This window comes from Spirosoma flavus (genome assembly GCF_054778555.1).
The window spans coordinates 43,982-62,698 of record NZ_BAAGZL010000011.1 but is presented as its reverse complement, the minus strand read 5'-3'; the positions used below and the strand labels follow the sequence as shown (position 1 = coordinate 62,698).

Sequence of the window (18,717 nt, the reverse complement as noted above, 5' to 3'; positions counted from 1 at the left end):
ACCATTTAATTAAACGGATTTATTGAACGCACAAAGGGCCGTTTCCAGCCCCTCTACCCTCCTACCCGACCACCGTTCAGAAAAAGCTTCCGATTTACTCAATCCACTGGGAGGAGTAGTCTTGCCATTGTTCAAGTAAGAAATCAGCTAAGTCCGCTCCGGCAACTCGTTCATCATCCGTCGCATTATCTTCCAAATAAGTCGAAACGGTGATATCAAACCCCTGAGCCAATAGTTCACCCGCTACCCGATTCCAGCGATCAAATGCACTTCCATCTTTGGACAGGTCAGGGTATAAAACGATTCGCCGTCCACGCAGTGGAGCCAATCGTTCAGTATTCAAATACGATAAAGCTCCCACGGCCATCCAGATAAATCCCGGGAAATAAGGAGTACAGATGACAGCGGTTTTGGGTGCTTCAACAATTGCAATTGGTTGACTTATATCGGCGTTTAAAAGTTGCGGTAAACCAAATAGGCAGGGGGATTTTTGCACGTCATTTTCCTCATCTAGATAAGCCGTCAGCCAGGCTGGATAGGGCTTATTTAATTCATCACAACGACGTGCATACGATGAATGGACCCAGGTGGTTCGGCTACGTTTTTCGCCCGCTTTAATGACGTATTTGACCGTGTGAAATGTATCATCAAACAGTTTGATCTGCCCTCCACGTATTCGATGCCACTCATCGATATACCAAAACACACAGGCACCTGGCCAACGTCCAGATGTGCCAATATTAAAACGCTTTAACAGTTCATCGGCAACTATATTTCCAAAATGACGACTTAATAGTTGGGCAAACTGATTGCGTTCATAATGATCCAGTGACTGTTTAAATACATCCTCCGGAATAGTGCAAAGCTGACTGGCTTGAGCTGTCGAGATAGATTTTTTTGGTTCAATGGGTCGGTTAAAGGTCGAAGATTTTTCAAAAAGGAAATCCGCAACTCTTTCTGCTTGCTCGAGCCTGGCACCTTCCAGTTGCAAAAGATGAGCAATGATATCCTGTTTCAATACGCCAGCATGCTTCTGACGAGCTGCAAAGGTAAACCAAGATTTAGGGATTGGCCCAACCTGAGTCTGGGCCTTCATCTCCTCAAAATAGGACGTTCCAGACTCTCCTTTGTGGTATGGATTTAGATGATAACCACAATTGCTTTCCCTATCGCACCGGCCATACATTTCAGGTAAGGGTTCGCCGGTTTGCGTGTCTATATACCGACTTAACGTTTTGTGGTGTTTGGGACCGCAACTCGGACAATCGGATTTGATTGCTTTTTTGGGTAGCTGATAACGGAATATATTGGCAGGCATGGAAGTATATTACTAATAGCCTTAATTCATTTAAAATGATAGCCCCCGTATTCAAGACGCAAGTATTTCTTTTAAATTGTCGTACTTGGGCATGGCCAGAATGCCATATTAACGCAGTTGTTTAAAGCCCTTGAAAAATTGATTTACAAGTTTTTAATTGTCTCTACAATTTGTGTGATTTTTTCAACCTCCTCTTTACTCCACAAGCGAGGGTCTTTCTGCTTTCGATAAAAACTTGAAGGATCCGTGTCTAACTTTTTGCAGATGAACGTAATAGTCAAATCAGCCTCTTTTATATATTCGGCAATTACCTCGGAAAGTTGTTGAGCTAATGCCTGAGTCTTGTCATAAAGTTGAATCAGGGTATCGTCGTTAAGCAGCTTTGAGAAGGCAGCAATTTCGTTGGCGGGAATATTCTGCGGGTAATTCAATCGCTGGTAGTACATATTACCTGTTAAGCCTAGCTCCTCTTTTAAGGCCTTCAGCGATGAACTCGCTTTCACGCGACTCTTTAAAGTACTAGCTAGTTCAGTTAACGCACCTTTATAAACATTAAAGGCAGTTATTATTTTAGATTCCATGCTATTCGTTGTTTACCTACGAAGCTTCTGACCAAGCCATATTATTCAATCGACAAGGTAATTTATGTTTCATCGGACAGTGGTTTACCACATTCTACATGAAACGCATAGTCTTCTTCGCTCAGATTTTGCCGCAGAAACTCGTCCATACCCAGGTCGTGTCGTTCCAGAACGTAACGACGGAACGGATAGCTATTTTTCGCTTTATCAAGACCACCCTCCTTTTCTATTCGTCGGAGTCCATCGTGAGGCAATCCTGCCAAGTATTCTTCAAAATAGACATCCAGCAATTCACGGGCCGATCGACTTTCCGTCTGTACTCGGTCTCCCTCAGATACACCGAGATGCTGTTCCAACCAATCCAATAAATCACCCTTTGGCTGATCACTTTCACTCTCCTTACCAAATACCGTGAGCTCTTTAACTTGATTATAATAGGCATAGGACGCATTCCCAATTCTAAACATTCGTGCCATATAGTCTCGCTGGCCCTCGGGCAAACTTGCTAGAGCTTCAGCTTGTTGCTGATTGTATTTTTCAATTGGGTGTCGCATGTTAAATCCTACCAAAATAAGGAGTGAATAAACCCCTTTGAAAATCACGTTTAAGTTTACCTACATTTTCAAAACTATACGCTAAATCAGTTGACTGATTAAATTCCAGAAATTTCCAGGTTTCAGGCTCCCAGCCCCCTAGATTACGACCATCTTCCGCAAGCAGACTAATTCCGTAAGTATCTTCAGGCCGGTCATAAACCTCATACACTAAGGCTCTTATACCTTCTTCACTTGGGTGAATGATGGTTACTAAATCACCCACCTGCCAAAATCGTAAAGACTGCACTTGCTCAACTCTAATCGGATGTAAAGCCAAATCAGGCCTTTTTTCATCAACTGAATCTTTCACCATTGGGAACATGATTTCCTCAATCTCTGCTTCCAACCATTGCTGATCATTCTGTTCCCTTTCTAGAGCAATTTGCAACCGATCCCGGTGATCGATGAGGAAATCCGTTATATCGATTTCTTTCTGAAAAGGCGCTCCAACGGGTTGCCAGCGGCTGACAAACGTTTCTTTAAAGGATTGGTAGAGCCCTTCTGCTACGTGCTGGTTCTTAAAAATCGCTAAACAAATCGCCAGCGCGCTCTGAGCAGGTCCGGAACCGCTGTACCCCCAACTAAAGCCATCGGGGCTGTGATTATATAGTTTCTGGCTTTTTTCTGGCAGAATTTCGACGCCATCCACAAACAACCTTTGGTTTCCTCCGATGGTACTGACACCATTGATTACAAAGGTCGTTTTCTCCAGATAAAAAACAGGTGCTTCCTTTTTCATGAGTTTCTAAACAATCCGGCGTAGCCGGACAATTTTACAGGTTTTTACGGATAAGCCCGCAATTCAGATGATTGCGGGCTCGTTTAATGCTGCTTATTCTTCCTCAGTAGGTTGCCAGTCAGTCAAGTTTGGGGCAATGAATTGAACGGCCTTCTGCGCTTCCTTAGCGGCCCAAAAGATAAATTTCTTATCCTCTTTCAGGGGGCGTAACCACCCCTTTAGGTAAGCCGCTGCATTATCTAACAGCTCCGGCGATGCAATCCCGGTAAAGGTGGATAGAAACGATGCGCCCAGCTCCGCCACTAATTCCTCTTTACTGTAGTTGGTCGATCCAAAGCGACAAAGCTGGGTAACTCCCTCCCGGTTTAATCGGCTTTGATGACCAGTTGCATGGGTCAGTTCATGAAATAATACTTTATAGTATTCAGCCGAACAAGTAAACTGCTCCAGGTCTGGCAAATTCACGTAATCTGCAGAAGGTACGTAATAGGCAGCGTTTTTATTCGTATGGCGGATCAGTGGTGCCTTCGGCATAGAAGCGACCAAGTTTTCACAAACGGCAATGGTCCGATTCTTCTGCTGAACCACTGTAAGCTGAGGAATCACAAAGTCTATTCCCTCTACATCACGGACATTAAAGACGTTATAGTATTTAATAAACGAGTTTTTCTTTGGTTCCTCCTTCCCATCGCGGGTCACGGTTTCGGTTTTACTGTCTACGACATTCCAATATACAACCGGCAAACTTTTAGCCCCTGCACGAATCTTACCGCCCTGCACTTTGACCTGATTAAACGTACAGAAAAAAGGAACGTCATACGGGGTCAATGCCAGCAAGAATAAATTAATCCCCTGATAGGTAGTTTTGGTAAAATAGTTTTGTGGAGCGAGACCCGCTGTTGACCACGTTTTGTTCCAGGGATTAACACCTTCTTCAATTTTTTCAATAAACAGATTGGTGATTTTCTGGTAGATATCTACACTTTCTGACGAATTAGCAGTGGTTGAAACGGTCGATTTAGGGGTGAATTTCGTTTTCATAAGATTAAGTATTTAGCCGTTTAACTGATTGACTATGAAGTAAATTTACTCATTTATTTCATATTTTACAATTTAAATAAACTCATATTATGAAATATACAAACATAATCCCCTTTTTTTCCCCGTCGTTCTTTTCTTGTTTTAACTGATTAATAAAAAACCCACGTTTCCGTGGGTCTACAATTTTTGGGTACAATTAGCTTATGGTTTAACTTGCTGATTTCTGGCTTGATAAAAATGGTTATACGTCAGCTCAAAGGCTTTATAAGGCGATATTTTCAAGAAACGGGCTAATTTGGAAATTTCCTCGATGGATACATTTTTGCAGCAGACCTGACGGTTTTTATACCAGGTTGTTGCTTTCATGTCCATTGATTCAGCAACTATTTTGTGCTTTAGCCCTTTGCGCCTTACATAATTTACTATGGTTTCATTGGTGGTTTTCATGGAGCTATGATGAATGGATTTACATTGACAGACCGCGTTTGGCTTCCTGCTCCTGGCTTATATCCTGCTTTGTATCCTTTAAATCGGCTCCATCCAAATTCCCTTTACCCGCTCCTGTGGCACTAGCGACTTCTTTATTCATAGCCGTTTGCAATTCTTTACCTGAGGTGCCCTCCCTGGTTAATTCATCCTGATCATACTGTGATTCTTTTCGCAGTTTTGTCTGACCGTTAGTCGATACTTCAACTGTGTATTCTGTCCTAGCTACTGTATTGCCATCACCATCAACCACTTTAATATCACCAGTATTCGCTTTTGCTGAGGCTAGGGTTATTTGTTGAGTACGGTCTTGAATTTCTTGTTGTTTCTGCTGCTCTTCCACTCGCTTGCCAAATTCCGGCGTAGCAACCACTTTTTGACTCTCCTGATCATAATGGGCTAATTCTACTTTTTTGGCCCCCTCTGGTGTTTTGATTTCCATATAGGCTGACACCTGAGTTTGCGGCTTTTCCTGGGCTTTTTCAGCAACTGCGGCATAAGCTTCTACTTCTTTCTTATAGCGCCCGGCAATATTCTCCCGTCCATTAGGTTCCTGGTAGGCTACAATGAATGGGGTAGCCCGCTTTAAATCTTCATTATAGTCCTTTTCAGTAGGCCGCTGGACTTGCATGTAATTGGTAAGACCACGTTCCTGAAGTAAGGCCTTTTCCACTCGAATTAGATTTTCACGGTTGGCAGTAAAAGCTATCTCCAGCTCGGAGGAACGTGTACCATTTTGAATGATTGTGGCTTTGGCTTCTTTCTCAGCACCCTCTGGAATCGTTTTATTAATGGCCGTTATGAACCGTTCCGCCAGTTGGGTGAGTCGCTGCTGTCCTTCCTGCTGATTCTGATGAACAAGCGTGATCAGCAATCGGCCGTCTGTTCGTTCATGCACATTTAGCTGAGCATGGATGCTTTCGCTTTCCGGTGACATATTCAATCGACCGGCCAGGTTTATATTCTGTCTGATCCCCCCCGGATCATTATCATTCGCCAGAATCAGTTTGTCGGCTTGGCTTTCCTTCACCAGCTTTTCAATGAGCACCGGTTGCTCTCTGGAAATATTACCGGCGGTAGCGATATACAATCGTTTTTCATCTGCTGCGGGTGGATTTAGTTGGTGGTAAGACAGTGAATCTATTGGGCTTTCATGAATGACTACTGTGTTAACCGGTCTTTTGTCATAATCTGTCCTGGATGACCACACTGCGTTTTCTTTCGACTGCTCAATACGGTTATATTCACTGTTTCGATTGATGGCCGCAATAACATGCTCTTCATTCCGTAAGGGGAACGAAGTATTCACGATTATTCGGTCAGTAGCACCTTCCGGTGATTTATAACCATACGTATTCCGCAACGATTCTAAATAGTTGTCGGGCAACTGGCCGGTGTCTTTTACGTGGCCCTGGATCGTTTTAAGCTGGTCAAAAAATGGTTTTGAATAGTATTTCTCCAGGCCAATTTCTTGAATGGCTTTTTTCTCAGCCTCTGGTATTGGTGTCAACTTACTTAGCTGATTGACGCCCCGCTCCAAAAACTCTTTGTAACTAAATTCCTTGTTAAAAATCCGGTCCTTAAACTCCTTAGCATAAATAGTGGCTTTACTTATCCCTCGACTTTCCAGATAGTCCGTCTCCGTGATCGTCTGGAACTTGAAGTTATGCTGAAAAGCCTGGTTATGCGAATGCGTATTCACTACTTGAGGTACTATGCGCTGCTGATCGACATCTCCCACATAGCGGGCTAATTTGTCATTTATTTCCTTCCAATCCGTTCCGTTTTTAATCCGCTCAAAGCTAATAACGTCTCCTTTCTCCCGGTCGTGGTTGGGTGTATAAAAGTAATCATGATCTTTTCCTTTATACACAACAATCGTATCCTGCGTCTCGCCGAGAACCTTTTTATCCAGGACCGTTGCCGAGTTCGTTGATTTATCACGGTCAATCTCCCATCCCTGACGCTGGGCATATTCGCTCAGGTCTATTCGCTTCTTATACTCATCAAAGGTCGTCATACAGCTTACTTAGGATTAATGTAGGAACATTTAATAATGCTACTTTTTTCTACCATTTTTAAAGTAAAAAAATATTTTCATTATGATATAAAAAAGTAGCATACAATTCTAAAGAAGTTTTTGCTATACTTGCTAAAGAATGGGCTAAATATGTCATAAATTTCAGTTTAATTGTATTAATATAATATTTAATATGACTATAAAGAATAAAATAGGAGTTTATTGGCCTGTTGCCATCGCAACTATACCAGTCATTTTCTATTTTTATTTTGGTATAAATTTCTTCCACAATCTTTATAGTTTTTTAATTGGAGATTCTTACGACGGGTTTGGTGTTTTTTGGGCTATACTCTGGTTCACAGGCATCGCCTGGGCTCTTCTTAAAGGAAATCAGACAAGCTATTTACAGGCAACCAGCCAGCGTGGTAGCCTATACCAAATTACCGGCTTGCGTGAAAAGCAGTTACTGCACGTTTCCGCGCTGGCCTACAATGAAGGCAGTAAACGAGTGATTAACCGCTTTCAACCCGATAAAAATAACGAACATGACCCAAGCGCGAAAACCCAGGCTTTATCAAAGCAGGAACCTGTAGCCACGTCAATCACCGGCAAGTTCCAAAACGGCGGGGTAAAAAAAGAAGAACCGCAGTCCAATTCACACGCCCACGACGCTGGATATACTGGAGTCAATCAACCCGCAAAGTCCATTGAATCAGGCCCGCTGGCAACCATCAATACGGCCCTAAAAGGGGTAAGTCAGTTTGACGAAGAGAAAGCAAAAAAACTTAGGGCCAACCTAAAAAACTTTGGCCCCAAGCGTAAGGAGACAACGCAATCCTAACTCTAAACCATAGCTAAACGCATGATGCTCCATTTATTTATCCTGAATGCTAAAAGGCTAACAAGCTGCCCCCTACCCAATCGATTCCTATGGCAAAGCACCTATATAGATGTGCTAGAATCAATGGGTGATGCTTTGATCGACAGCGTATGTACAGTGCTGTTTACCGCCCTTTTCCTTTCAGTTTCCGGCCACTTACTCAGCTATATCTCATCGAAAAATTCAAGGGCTTTTATCACTCGTCTAGGGATAACAAAAAAGCCAGTTCGGCCCTAACCATTGATGCAGACCCTTACTATTAATCACTGAATATCAGCAAATAAAAATTTCATTCGATTTCTTAATCAATTAATTCACCTGTAAACACAACACGTTATGTTACTCTCAGAACAAAGAAGTACGCAGCAAGTAACGCGATCGGTAGCCTTTTTTATCATTGCCTTTGGGCTGATTATCCTGGGTCCCGAGGCTTACGCACAGTCAGGAGTATCGGGTTCGGTAAAAAACATTGCCAAGATTATCCAAACGGCAGCCAATGCACTTTTTATCATACTCATGGTAGTCGGCCTGATTCGAACCGTAGCGGGTTTTATTTCCAACTCCCCCAATGCGGCCCGAAACTTACTAATGCTTGTCGTAGGAGCAATTCTCTGGTACGGCTTTAACACCATTGTAGAAGATATCACCTCATCGGTTGGGGGCAGTTCAGCAGGTGGTTTTGAGCCTAGATAAGCTAGCGATGGAAGTACGGAAATCACTGGAACAAAAGACGCTGATTCTTGGCATTGAAATCCGCGATTTAGGCGTCACACTGGCCTTATTTTTTGGGATCATGATCTTTATTGGCATCCTCCGCATGTTTATTCCCATATCGGTCTGGTATAACATTGCGGGCATTGTAGCTATGGGCATATACATAGGAATTGTCCGCTATGGGCTAAAAAACAAGCACCCTTCATACATCGTCAGTTTGCTCTCCTATCACTTCTTTCAGCCCAGACGGATTTGGATGAAAAAGTTAAGTTTCCTTGATAAACGCAACCAACCCCATGTTCAGCGTCGACAACAACACAAAAACAGTTGATGAGATTATACCCATCTTTTCGGTAGAATCGAACCAACTTATTTTAAAAGATGGCCGGGTGGCAGTTGGATTTTCAGTCAATGGTATTGAGGCCGAAAAGCTGTCCGCTAAGCAGTACGATTATTTGAATACCCTTCTTTTCGGCGCATTGAAAGTACTACCAGAAGGAACTATTGTTCAAAAGCTTGACGCCTATTATTTCAAGGAGTATCAGGTTTCAACCCGTGACAAAACCTACTTTCAGCGCCGAACCATCGAGCATTTTTCCGAACGACAACTATTACTCCATGATGGCTATCTGCTGATCAGCATAGGACCCAAACTCGAACGGGATCGCAATGCAGCCAATACCTTATTTGCCCTAGGTCGGAGTTTAACGAAAAATCCGTTTGACCGAATTGAGGACCGACAAGCTGCAATTGAGCAGGTAGCGGCCGATTTTACGACCACGCTGGCTTCGTTTGATGGTATTTCGTTCAATCGCCTGGATGATGAAGGTTTACAAAACCTCTATCTGCAATATTATAACCTGGAGTTTGACAAGGATTATCAGCCAACCGATGCGTTAAGAACGTTCTCCCCTTCTTCAACCCATGCGGCCATTGGTGAAAAGCGGGTGAATGTGATCACGATGTCTGGTCAGGGTAGTCCGCTGGAGCCCTTCGCGCGCAATGCCAGAAACATAATGTCGCCCTGGTTGTATCCACTGACCAATTACCTCTACTTCCCGCATGTACTAAGCGTGTCGATAAAGATCATGAATAAAGAAAAGATCTTATCCGACATGGACACAACGGCAAAGGTCATTCAGAACCTCGACTTTATGATGACGCAGGATAATCGAATCAAGCGGGAAGAAATCCTTGACTTTACTGAAGAAGTCCGTAGTGAAAATAAAAACATTGTTTCGACTTCCGTTAGCGTCATTCTCTATGGGGGAAACACCTCAGAGCTGGAACGTCATATCCAGCGTACCGTGGCTGCTTTCCGGGAAATGGGTTCATCGGACTGTTTTATTGAAAGCATGGATACGGCTAATCTATTCATTGCCAACGCACCCGGCAACTCCGACCAAAACTACCGGTGGCTGACGATGACGGGCGATAATGGGGCCGCCTATCTAAATTTTTTGACCAAATACACTTCGGATGTGAAAGGTGATTTACTGTGTGATCGCTTTGGGGTTCCAGTTTTAGTCAATCTGTTTAATACCGAATTAGAGAATCAAAATGCCCTGGTAATCGGGCCGACGGGGAGTGGTAAATCCTTTACGATGGCCTGGTTTATCCTGCAACGATTTGACCGGGGCGAACCACAAATCATCATTGATGTGGGCGGCACCTACCTCAGTGCATCTATTGCGCTCGGCGGCAAATATTTTGAGTACGACCCCGAGCGACCGCTAAAATTCAACCCCTTTTTAGTGGAGCGAAATCCAGATGGAACGTTCGTTCTGAATGGCGATAAAAATAATTTTCTAACGAATTTATTAACTGTTATTTGGAAAGGGCAGAACGGCACCGTTCGGCAGTCAGAACGGTCTGTCCTAAACGAGTTGCTTTTACTCTATTACGTATACTACAACAAGCAGTCCTTAGCTACAGATTCAGCGATTACGGTACCTTCTTTAGCAGGCTTTTATGAATACATAATAGACTATATGGATTCAAGCAGTGCGGATCGGGAGTATCAGAAGCAGGCCGGATCTTTTCATTTTGACGAGTTCTTATTGTGCCTAAAACCCTTCGCCATCGGGCACTATAAGGAGGTCTTAAACTCGGATGAGTACGAGGATTTAGCGGAACAGAAGCTGATTATTTTCGACATGAAAAAAATCAAAACGAACCCTATTCTTTACCCGGTTGTGGGCATGCTCATTACCGAATTAGCTGCCGATCAGCTAGCACGCTATCCCAAAATCAATAAATGGATCTATATGGACGAAGCTTGGTCAATGCTTTCGGACACCATGACCGACTTTATTGAATTGATGTACCGCACGATTCGGAAGAACAACGGCAGTATGACCATTATTACCCAGGGTATTAATGAAATCATCACCTCTCCGATCGGTAAGGCCATCAAAGTAAATGCATCGACCAAATACATTCTACGCCACACCGATACTGAAGAAATTGATGTGCTTTCCAAAGAGCTGGCCTTCACCCAGCACGAAAAAGATAAAGTGCTCTCGCTACAACTTGACAAGCACTACCGGGAAATCTTTTTAAAGCAAGGTGAATACGGTAAGGTATTCCGCTTAGAAGCTCCATTTGCCGTCCAGGCCGTTTCCACCTCAAAGCCCCAGGAACGAGAAACATTGCGACAGCTCACAGCTGAATACGGGGACATTTACGCGGCTATCCAACAATTTGTCGAACTTAAAAAAACGGGAAAACTATGAACATGGCCGGATTAATTCTGCTTCAGGCTTCCTACAACATAGGCGAAATTTTCTTTCGCGCGGCTCAGAAAATTATTGACGGGATGGCTACGAAATGCCTTACGTTCATTCCACTCATGCTCTTTCTACACGTGGTGATTTCGCTGGCCAAAATGTATTTTGGCGATATGCGGTTTGATCCATCAGCTATCATCAAAGTGATAGCCATATGGATTTGCCTGGCCGCTTACTCCCCTTTAGTTTACGCCATTTATGACGCTACCCTGTGGTTCACAAGCTTAACAGGAATTGATAGCAGTACAGATATTTTAAAGTCTTTAAACACACTCTCAGAGACGGGTTATTTAAAGAAACATACGTCTGAATTTTCCTTTCCGAACGTCAAAGTGCCCTTCGACGATGCCACGTCGTTTTTTACCTGGTTGATTCTGGCCGTTGAAAATGGCTTAGCGATGATAGTCCGGCTGTTTGTTGAGCGGATAAAAAGTATGCTCTTGGCTTTTACCTTAGCCTGTGGGCCGGTTGCCTTTACCATAGCCACTATTCCAGGCTTTGGTGGAACCATTGGCCACTGGCTGCGCATCTTTATCTCTACATCACTTTGGGGTTTAACCCTGTCCATTCTGGATGCCATCATGGCCGGTTTTATTCAGGAATTCGATATTCCAACAGGAACAACGCTCTCCGAAGCCTCAGCCGTCCTTGACGTCTTAGTCATTAATGGAGCTGTTATTCTCATGTACTTAAGTGTCCCCCTGTTAACCTCCTTCTTTATTGGCAGTGCGGCATCAGCGTCATTTCTACGTGCAGCACAGGGTGCTGCGGGTTCAGCGGCCATGATGGCGGGTGGAGCGGCCAACAAAGCTCTGAATGATTATCGTCAGGATCGTGACAAACGAAAACAGCAGCAGCGTGAACGCCAAAAAATGCTAGAAAGCAGTGATCAAACAGCCTAAACGAGCAATCATGGTAACAGAAACGAATAAACTCGGTGTGGCCGTCAATTTTAGTAAGGCATTTACGGCTCTGAAATGGATTACAATCGTTACAGTCTTACTTTTATTTATTTCCAATGCCTTTTGGGGATGGACCTATTCGACTAGTTTAAAGGAAGCTCGCCAAACAGTATACGTCGTTTCAGATAAAGGTACGACGGCTGCGGTTGAATCGCCCACCGCTACTCCTTCGGTGTATGAAGCCAGAAATCACATAAAAAACTTTATGCGCCTGATGTTCAGCCATGATGCGGAAACCTTTAAAGACCGCATCGATCTGGCCTTTAAGCTAATTAACCGGCAGGATGGATTAGCCATTTATCAGACGTTTCGGGAAGGCAAAGTCCTGGAGAATTATAACCGTTATTCGATTCGAACGGAACTGCAAATTGATAGCATCACAGTCAATGTGTCCTCCCAACCGTATACGGGTATTGTCTACACGCAGCAGAAGGTACTTTATCCCGACGAAGTTCAATACGTCCCGATCGCAGCCAAGTTCAATCTGATTCAGACGTACCGCTCCGAGGATAATCCATTCGGATTACAGATTAAAGAGTTCAATTTCATTGAATACAACCCAAAACGAGAACCCTGATGAATATCCTATGGACACTGGCGTTTTGGTCCATCCTGCTTCCGGCCACAGCGCAGCATTTAGACACGATCACTGTCTCTGTCGAAGGAACGAGCTACGTCATTTTTGACGAGCCAATTAGCTTGGTAAACCTGGGAACGAAAGCCTACGTGGGTAAGGTGGAAAACGAACGTATGCTTTTTTTAAAAGCGTTAGCGCCCAATGCGACACCGACTACCTTATTAATTCAAGCGGGGTCCAGGCTGTTTACCGGTTACATTCGATACGAGCGAAACCCATCAAAAAGCTTTTATGATTACCGGGTATTGGATGAGGGAAATACCAGGTCTAATCAGCTTTCATCAACGGTAGCTCCGGCGAGTTCGAAGCTTACCCGGATGAAGGTAATCAAGCCAAATACCCATATTCGGGAAGAGAAGGACGGGATTGATCTGGAATGTGTACAGCTTTTTAACGATGCCGAACGCACCTATTTAAAGATTGCTTTTCACAATACGACCACAGTTGCCTACGTACTGGACATCGTTTCGTTCACCTACAAGGAAAAATTACCCCGTCGACTGCGCAACAAGGTCGCTCCACAATTTGAGGAAATGAAACCGGATGATCGGCTAGAACCCGCCCGAATTGAAGCGGGGCGGACGGAAGCGTTTTATTATTCCCTTCCGCTCTACTCCACCACGGAAGATGGCTATCTGGAAATCATCTTCCGGGAAAAAGTAGGTGCCAGGGTCGTCACTCTGGAAGTACCTGCTCAAAAAATCATGAAAGCCCCCTTGTTGTAACTCCAACCTGTTTCCAATATGACACTCCAAGCCAAACTATTAGGCATTCTGGGGATTCGAAAACGACCCGAGATGAAACCGAATCCTCCAACGGCAGATAGCTCGTTAGGGGATTATCCAGACCAACGGGTTCAAAAGGCCCGCGCAATAGCGGCAAAAAACAAGATGACCTTGCTTATCCTGTTGGCACTCGTTTTAATCGCCGGTGCTTTGTTCGGTTTACGAACGGTCAGTTTGGGGCTAAGAGGACTGCGAGTAACTCCAGATGACCCAAATCTGTATAAAACCGTAAAAACCAGTACAGGAAAATCGAGTATGGTTAGTTCCGTTGAGGCTGAAATCAATAACAACAACCTGAATGGGCAATCAGCAAATCCTGATGTAAACTATATAGCCCGTAAATGGAATTACAAACCGGTCGGTCAACTCCCGTCGAAAAAACTCCTTGATACAGCTCAACTAAAGACAACTCTGCCCATCCCTGTTCAGGCAATCAAAAAAGATTCATCAGTAGCCACTCCTTCTAAAGTAAGAATAGCTGCTCGAAAACATTATCCTAAGCGCCAACAGTCAAGGGATGTTGCCCTGAATGACGATCCGTTTAATACAGTTCATGTCACCTCGGCAGAATCAGTTACTGCTTCTGAATCGCGTCCTTCAGCTACACCATCGGTGGTCAGCTCCAGCAAAGAGGTTGACGGAGTACGCTATATTCCTGCGGCTGTTTACGGCAAGCAAATGATACGAACGGGCGGAAAAGTTCGCTTTCGTACCACAGAAGCTGTAACCTTTCAAAGTGTATATATACCACGTAATACCATTTTAACGGCGGTGGCTTACTTAGGCTCCGGGCGAATTCAATTTCAGGTACCGGCCCGTATGATAGCGGGTCAGAAGTTACCCGTTGATTTGATGTGTGTTGATACCGATTATCAGACAGGTATTACCTACAATTATGATTATGTCAATGACAATATGCGTCAGGTCGGCGGCTCAACTGTTAATGATGCCGTCAGTAACGCTTCGACGTATATACCCTATAGTTCGGCGTTGGGTGTAGTAGGTTCGCTTGGGTCTTCAGCAGCTCGTGGAATTGCCAACGCCGTTACATCTGGCAGCCGCCAACGCTCAATACAACAGGTAGAAATTCAGGATGGCTACCAGGTTTTTTTCAAATCAACTAAATAGAAATCAAGATCATGAAACGGAAAATCATTTTAGCAGGTGTACTTTCTTTCTGCATGTTGATCACCAGATCCGTCAACGCGCAAATCGCCATCGACGTGACAGCCATTCAACGATTAATTGAACTTAAGAATCTGGTTGATAAGGCAAAAAAACAACTTGGTGAATTACAAAAAGGGAATACCATTAACAATGGTACCCGGCAGAATACCAGTGCCTTGCTTGAAACAGAGATTGAAATTGAAAACCTGTTACGGACAGCAGACGAGTTTCTCAACATTGCTGCCCGATTCAATAAATTTTCGGACGTTGGCAAACTGGATACCTTCGGTGGGTATTCAAAGGTTCCTTACAATGAATACATCCAGCCGCTTTTATGGGATCAGGCCTATATTTTCAGTATTGTTCAAAGTAATCAGGACTTGAAGGAAACAGATGGCATGAAATTGTACGATTACATCCAAACGGGTAGAACCGCCGAAAGTCAGGCTGAGGTCGCGGATTTGGGGGAATATTTTGAAGTAAAGCGGAATACGCTGAATCGGACCTATGGCCTACAGACCGTTATGCAGAAACGCAAGATCCAGCAGGCGCTCGTATATTATAAAATGGCCGAGGAGATCGAGAAAAAAGCTTTCGCTATGAACCTGGCCGTAAAAGGTGACATCAAAGGTACGCCCCTGATGGTCGCCAATAAAGGCCTTTTTAGCACCGGCTCCTTAGCGAATGGCGATGTCTTCAATGATCCTTTTTCATTTGACAATACCTGGAATGATGGTGCGATGCAGAATATGCTACAACTTCAATCAGGAGGAACAGGAACGGGGGGGCTTCTACAGGCGATTGGCGATTTGTTTAAAGGACCTGACCAAAAAATGATGGAACTCCAGGTCCAGAATATGATTGCCCGAGCGCAGGCTGATGCCCTTAAAACGGCGATGGCTTCCTTTCAGGGAAGTTCAGGCGTGAATTATGGAGCTTTTTCGCAAGATCCATCGACCGGCGCTGCGGCCTTTGGTACATCTTCGGCCGCAACCAGTCTTCGCATGACGACCGGTGAACGGATCGCCAATCAAAAAGGGGCCATCGATCTTTACGTAAAAGCGGCTGAGCTCCGTCAGAAGGGCGACGAATTAATGTTTGAAGCGGTTCAGCGGACTGCTGAACAAAAATATGTCGATGGGGCGCGAGAACGAAGTTTCCAACGGTATGCCTTAGCAGCCATTAAGTTATGAAACCCTGTCTGTCTATTCTGCTCATCAGTTTAATGTGTATGGGGTGCTCGTCTAATCCGAATACACCTGAGCATATTTGTGAAGTTTACCTGAGCTGCATTAATGCGCAAAAATGGGAGCTGGCGTCCAGGTATGTATTCGATGCGACGCCTTCACTTCTGCAACTGTCACCCCTGCTGACCAAAAATTATCAGTACAGGAAGTTCAACTTTTACGGGGCTGACTACGGAAAAGATTCGAGTCGGGTACGAGTTAAGGGTGTGCTCATCTATGCCGATGAGACGTATTTAGATTCTGTTTTTTTGTTAGAAAAAGACTCAACCCAAACACCAAATGCATGGAAAATAAAATCACTCTAAAGAGCAGGTTACCCCTCATTACGTTTATTGCATTGGCATTACTGGGGTTTTCGGTCATGGTGGCTGAACTCATCGTACATGTTTCAGCTAAGAAACATAAAGCCATGTTGCCTACCTTAAGCCCAACCTCAATGGAGCCAAAGCAGGTGTTACTGACGGTTTACCAGGAGGCTAATAAATACTTTCTTGGCGATAAAACGGTATTGAATCAGGCTGTCTTTAAATACTGTTCTAAACCGCTTATCCATGAATTCAGTAAAACGCCGGGTATTATGGAACAGACGTTTGCCAGGGAAACGCGCATTGGACGATTAAAAAAGGTCGAGGTGATTTCTCAACACAATCAGGGTGCCGATTCAGCGATGGTCAGTGCAAGAGCATTCTATAGCGATGGCTTTTCCAAGACATTTAATCAGCTATTCGTCAAAGAGAATGGCCAGTGGAAATTAGGCCTGTCATACGGACGTGACATTAACTGACCCATTTAGGATCTGTCCCTGTAAATCGCCATTCAGGTAATCTTATTACAGACTAGTTTACATTTCCCTCCGGTTATGCATATTAATCAACTTAAAATTGGAGTCTGGAGTCTAACTCTTCTACTACTGGCTTTGCTTGGCCTGGAGGGGATGGTTCAATATAACCCGCTCCTATTTATCCCTTTTGTATTGCAACAGGTTTTTAAAACTGGCTTTGTTCTCCGGGTAGGGTTTATTTTCCTGTACGCCTGCTGCTTCTTACTGCCTGAAACCTCTTTACAGGCCGAACTAGATCGAAAAAAGCAAAAGAGCTTATTTAGTGTAGGCCGGATTGTCTTACTGCTTTTAGGAGGTTGTTTTTTATTAGGTTGTCTACTGCTGTTTACATTTGAGCTCTTTCACTATAGCTATTACGCGGAATTGGTGGGGCTGCTTTTGGTGATTCCCTCAACCCCATTTTTAACTCACTCCATAAAAGGTGATCAAACGAAGTATAAAATACCAACGGATAAAAAGCAGATCGATAACCCAGATTCATTCAGTTTTCGGGGAGCCAATGGAACATGGGTAAACATTCCGAATCCGGCTCGGGGCGTGGGAATTATTGGTTCCAATGGCTCAGGCAAAACGGCTTCGGTCGCACACCAGATTATCGCTCAAGCTGCCTATAAGAATTACACGGGTGTGCTTTTTGATTTTAAGTTTCCCTCTCTCACCGAGTATGCCTATAATCACTACAGCCGTTCTGAATGTCAGGTCGATCTAGCCATCGTCAATTTTGTCGACCTTTCCAGAAGCCACCGGATTAATCCACTCCTACCCGAACTGTTATACTTTCAGGCGTACGCCTATGAATTTGCAGCTGCGTTCTATTGTACACTTAACCGAAAAGCTATTCGAGAAAAAGACTTTTGGGATACTTCTGCTATTTCCATACTTGCGGGCGTCATCTGGTACATGAAGATTCATTATCCGAATTACTGCACACTCCCGCACGTACTCAATATGATCCTGGGTCATGATGTATACCAGTTGATCGGGTTATTAGAAACCAACTATGAGACCAAAACGATTGTGGCTAGCGTCAGTACAGCCATTCGAACTAAAGCAGAACCTCAGTTAGCGGGTCAATATGGTACCTTACAAAATGCGCTGGGGCGAATGAATACCAAGGAAATAGCCTGGGTACTGTCGGGCGATGATTTTGACATCAACTTGAATGATCCCCAATACCCTAAGCTGCTTTGCATCGGTACCAAACAGGATATTATTGAAGCTCTTTCACCGGTTGTTTCCTTACTCATTACGGCTTCGCTAAAACAGCTGAATAATCCGGATAAATTACATAGTATGGTTCTGCTGGATGAAGGGCCTCAGTGCTACATACCGAATTTATCCGATCTACCCGCAACGGCGAGAAGCAATAAAGTAGCTACTATTTATATGGCACAGGATATAAGTCAAATGATTAAAGCATACGGGAAGGAAGAAGCTTATGCGATTATATCCAACTTAAACACCCAGTTATTTGGTAAGAATCCCAATATCGAAACGGGCGAATATGTGAGTAAGATGTTTGGGAAAGAGGAAATGCTTCAACGGAATGAAAGCCAGAACCGAAGTAATCCCAACGGTATAGATTCAAAGTCTGGCTCCCACAGCCAAGGCGTAAGTTTTTCTCTTCAGGACAAAGCATTGTTTAAACCTCATGAAGTTAACCGAATGGAAACCGGCGAATTTGTGGGCATTACAGCCGAAGCGGTTGAGCCCGTTTTTCATACTCGGTTAAAGCTGCCTACTTATACCTTTGCCGAAGGGACGAACCGTAAGCTACCCGTTTTTTATACGGACGTCGATGCTGATTTAAATTTTGAACGTATACGGGTTGAGTGCGAAGCCATTGTAAAAGGACTAATTCAGCCAGAGAACGAACATAATTTGATAGGCGGTAATCTGCGCTAGTCTATTACT

At 44.0% G+C, this 18,717-nt stretch carries 19 protein-coding genes; 12 read left to right on the top strand and 7 right to left on the bottom strand.

Translation table 11 applies throughout. From position 1 onward, the window contains the following. Nucleotides 1-94: 94 nt before the first annotated feature. The 7 genes from ACYVF1_RS31755 to ACYVF1_RS31725 all read right to left on the bottom strand — a co-directional run bounded on the left by ACYVF1_RS31755 (nt 95) and on the right by ACYVF1_RS31725 (nt 6,781). Nucleotides 95-1,318: a DUF6371 domain-containing protein gene (locus ACYVF1_RS31755; RefSeq protein WP_026262144.1), complete on the bottom strand. Its 1,224-nt coding sequence runs from the start codon at nt 1,316-1,318 to the stop codon at nt 95-97. A 143-nt stretch (nt 1,319-1,461) separates the two neighbouring features. Next, a complete protein-coding gene (locus tag ACYVF1_RS31750; RefSeq protein WP_020597343.1) occupies nt 1,462-1,899 on the bottom strand; it encodes a hypothetical protein in 438 nt (145 codons plus the stop codon). Nucleotides 1,900-1,961: 62 nt separating this feature from the next. Beyond that, nucleotides 1,962-2,453: a hypothetical protein gene (locus tag ACYVF1_RS31745; RefSeq protein ID WP_461086662.1), complete on the bottom strand. Its 492-nt coding sequence runs from the start codon at nt 2,451-2,453 to the stop codon at nt 1,962-1,964. A 1-nt stretch (nt 2,454) separates the two neighbouring features. Beyond that, complete coding sequence (locus tag ACYVF1_RS31740) at nt 2,455-3,234, bottom strand: DUF6166 domain-containing protein (RefSeq protein ID WP_020597341.1); 780 nt, start codon at nt 3,232-3,234, stop codon at nt 2,455-2,457. A gap of 93 nt (nt 3,235-3,327) precedes the next feature. Next, nucleotides 3,328-4,275 carry an ArdC family protein gene (locus ACYVF1_RS31735; RefSeq protein ID WP_461086660.1) on the bottom strand — a complete coding sequence of 316 codons (948 nt, stop codon included), beginning with the start codon at nt 4,273-4,275 and terminating at the stop codon, nt 3,328-3,330. Nucleotides 4,276-4,476: 201 nt separating this feature from the next. Continuing rightward, on the bottom strand, nt 4,477-4,722 hold the full coding sequence (locus ACYVF1_RS31730) for a hypothetical protein (protein WP_020597339.1): 246 nt from the start codon (nt 4,720-4,722) through the stop codon (nt 4,477-4,479). A gap of 19 nt (nt 4,723-4,741) precedes the next feature. Then, a complete protein-coding gene (locus ACYVF1_RS31725) occupies nt 4,742-6,781 on the bottom strand; it encodes a toprim domain-containing protein (protein WP_461086658.1) in 2,040 nt (679 codons plus the stop codon). 193 nt (nt 6,782-6,974) lie between these two features. On the opposite strand from ACYVF1_RS31725, the gene ACYVF1_RS31720 reads away from it, so the two are divergent. From ACYVF1_RS31720 to ACYVF1_RS31665, 12 genes are all read left to right on the top strand, one after another. Continuing rightward, complete coding sequence (locus tag ACYVF1_RS31720) at nt 6,975-7,622, top strand: hypothetical protein (RefSeq protein WP_461086656.1); 648 nt, start codon at nt 6,975-6,977, stop codon at nt 7,620-7,622. Between the two features lie 375 nt (nt 7,623-7,997). Further along, complete coding sequence (locus tag ACYVF1_RS31715; RefSeq protein WP_020597335.1) at nt 7,998-8,354, top strand: hypothetical protein; 357 nt, start codon at nt 7,998-8,000, stop codon at nt 8,352-8,354. Between the two features lie 7 nt (nt 8,355-8,361). Next, the gene (locus ACYVF1_RS31710) at nt 8,362-8,706 is read left to right on the top strand and encodes a hypothetical protein (protein WP_020597334.1); all 345 of its coding nucleotides are present in this window, start codon (nt 8,362-8,364) and stop codon (nt 8,704-8,706) included. Beyond that, nucleotides 8,672-11,110 (top strand): VirB4 family type IV secretion system protein, encoded by a 2,439-nt coding sequence (locus ACYVF1_RS31705; protein WP_461086653.1) that lies wholly within the window; start codon nt 8,672-8,674, stop codon nt 11,108-11,110. Before ACYVF1_RS31710 ends, ACYVF1_RS31705 begins: the two co-directional genes overlap by 35 nt. A 2-nt stretch (nt 11,111-11,112) precedes the next feature. Beyond that, on the top strand, nt 11,113-12,066 hold the full coding sequence (locus tag ACYVF1_RS31700; protein ID WP_157634686.1) for a hypothetical protein: 954 nt from the start codon (nt 11,113-11,115) through the stop codon (nt 12,064-12,066). A gap of 10 nt (nt 12,067-12,076) precedes the next feature. After that, the gene (locus ACYVF1_RS31695; protein WP_461086651.1) at nt 12,077-12,703 is read left to right on the top strand and encodes a hypothetical protein; all 627 of its coding nucleotides are present in this window, start codon (nt 12,077-12,079) and stop codon (nt 12,701-12,703) included. Further along, nucleotides 12,703-13,488: a DUF4138 domain-containing protein gene (locus ACYVF1_RS31690; protein WP_461086649.1), complete on the top strand. Its 786-nt coding sequence runs from the start codon at nt 12,703-12,705 to the stop codon at nt 13,486-13,488. Before ACYVF1_RS31695 ends, ACYVF1_RS31690 begins: the two co-directional genes overlap by 1 nt. 18 nt (nt 13,489-13,506) lie before the next feature. Further along, on the top strand, nt 13,507-14,676 hold the full coding sequence (gene traM / locus ACYVF1_RS31685; protein ID WP_461086647.1) for a conjugative transposon protein TraM: 1,170 nt from the start codon (nt 13,507-13,509) through the stop codon (nt 14,674-14,676). An 11-nt stretch (nt 14,677-14,687) separates the two neighbouring features. After that, on the top strand, nt 14,688-15,908 hold the full coding sequence (locus tag ACYVF1_RS31680; RefSeq protein WP_293691145.1) for a hypothetical protein: 1,221 nt from the start codon (nt 14,688-14,690) through the stop codon (nt 15,906-15,908). Further along, a complete protein-coding gene (locus ACYVF1_RS31675) occupies nt 15,905-16,267 on the top strand; it encodes a hypothetical protein (protein ID WP_461086645.1) in 363 nt (120 codons plus the stop codon). The genes ACYVF1_RS31680 and ACYVF1_RS31675 overlap by 4 nt, the downstream gene beginning before the upstream one ends. Continuing rightward, nucleotides 16,246-16,746: a hypothetical protein gene (locus tag ACYVF1_RS31670; RefSeq protein ID WP_461086643.1), complete on the top strand. Its 501-nt coding sequence runs from the start codon at nt 16,246-16,248 to the stop codon at nt 16,744-16,746. The genes ACYVF1_RS31675 and ACYVF1_RS31670 overlap by 22 nt, the downstream gene beginning before the upstream one ends. Nucleotides 16,747-16,821: 75 nt before the next feature. Continuing rightward, a complete protein-coding gene (locus ACYVF1_RS31665; RefSeq protein WP_461086641.1) occupies nt 16,822-18,708 on the top strand; it encodes a type IV secretory system conjugative DNA transfer family protein in 1,887 nt (628 codons plus the stop codon). Nucleotides 18,709-18,717 lie beyond the last annotated feature (9 nt).

What these genes read in the sequence shown, in the direction of transcription:
- ACYVF1_RS31695 (WP_461086651.1), top strand. Translation starts at nt 12,077, where the DNA reads ATGGTAACAGAAACGAATAAACTCGGTGTGGCCGTCAATTTTAGTAAG.
- ACYVF1_RS31670 (WP_461086643.1), top strand. Translation starts at nt 16,246, where the DNA reads ATGGAAAATAAAATCACTCTAAAGAGCAGGTTACCCCTCATTACGTTT.
- ACYVF1_RS31715 (WP_020597335.1), top strand. Translation starts at nt 7,998, where the DNA reads ATGTTACTCTCAGAACAAAGAAGTACGCAGCAAGTAACGCGATCGGTA.
- ACYVF1_RS31705 (WP_461086653.1), top strand. Translation starts at nt 8,672, where the DNA reads ATGTTCAGCGTCGACAACAACACAAAAACAGTTGATGAGATTATACCC.
- ACYVF1_RS31720 (WP_461086656.1), top strand. Translation starts at nt 6,975, where the DNA reads ATGACTATAAAGAATAAAATAGGAGTTTATTGGCCTGTTGCCATCGCA.
- ACYVF1_RS31710 (WP_020597334.1), top strand. Translation starts at nt 8,362, where the DNA reads ATGGAAGTACGGAAATCACTGGAACAAAAGACGCTGATTCTTGGCATT.
- ACYVF1_RS31730 (WP_020597339.1), bottom strand. Translation starts at nt 4,722, where the DNA reads ATGAAAACCACCAATGAAACCATAGTAAATTATGTAAGGCGCAAAGGG.
- ACYVF1_RS31735 (WP_461086660.1), bottom strand. Translation starts at nt 4,275, where the DNA reads ATGAAAACGAAATTCACCCCTAAATCGACCGTTTCAACCACTGCTAAT.
- ACYVF1_RS31740 (WP_020597341.1), bottom strand. Translation starts at nt 3,234, where the DNA reads ATGAAAAAGGAAGCACCTGTTTTTTATCTGGAGAAAACGACCTTTGTA.
- ACYVF1_RS31680 (WP_293691145.1), top strand. Translation starts at nt 14,688, where the DNA reads ATGAAACGGAAAATCATTTTAGCAGGTGTACTTTCTTTCTGCATGTTG.
- ACYVF1_RS31745 (WP_461086662.1), bottom strand. Translation starts at nt 2,453, where the DNA reads ATGCGACACCCAATTGAAAAATACAATCAGCAACAAGCTGAAGCTCTA.
- ACYVF1_RS31700 (WP_157634686.1), top strand. Translation starts at nt 11,113, where the DNA reads ATGGCCGGATTAATTCTGCTTCAGGCTTCCTACAACATAGGCGAAATT.
- ACYVF1_RS31690 (WP_461086649.1), top strand. Translation starts at nt 12,703, where the DNA reads ATGAATATCCTATGGACACTGGCGTTTTGGTCCATCCTGCTTCCGGCC.
- ACYVF1_RS31665 (WP_461086641.1), top strand. Translation starts at nt 16,822, where the DNA reads ATGCATATTAATCAACTTAAAATTGGAGTCTGGAGTCTAACTCTTCTA.
- ACYVF1_RS31755 (WP_026262144.1), bottom strand. Translation starts at nt 1,318, where the DNA reads ATGCCTGCCAATATATTCCGTTATCAGCTACCCAAAAAAGCAATCAAA.
- traM (WP_461086647.1), top strand. Translation starts at nt 13,507, where the DNA reads ATGACACTCCAAGCCAAACTATTAGGCATTCTGGGGATTCGAAAACGA.
- ACYVF1_RS31675 (WP_461086645.1), top strand. Translation starts at nt 15,905, where the DNA reads ATGAAACCCTGTCTGTCTATTCTGCTCATCAGTTTAATGTGTATGGGG.
- ACYVF1_RS31750 (WP_020597343.1), bottom strand. Translation starts at nt 1,899, where the DNA reads ATGGAATCTAAAATAATAACTGCCTTTAATGTTTATAAAGGTGCGTTA.
- ACYVF1_RS31725 (WP_461086658.1), bottom strand. Translation starts at nt 6,781, where the DNA reads ATGACGACCTTTGATGAGTATAAGAAGCGAATAGACCTGAGCGAATAT.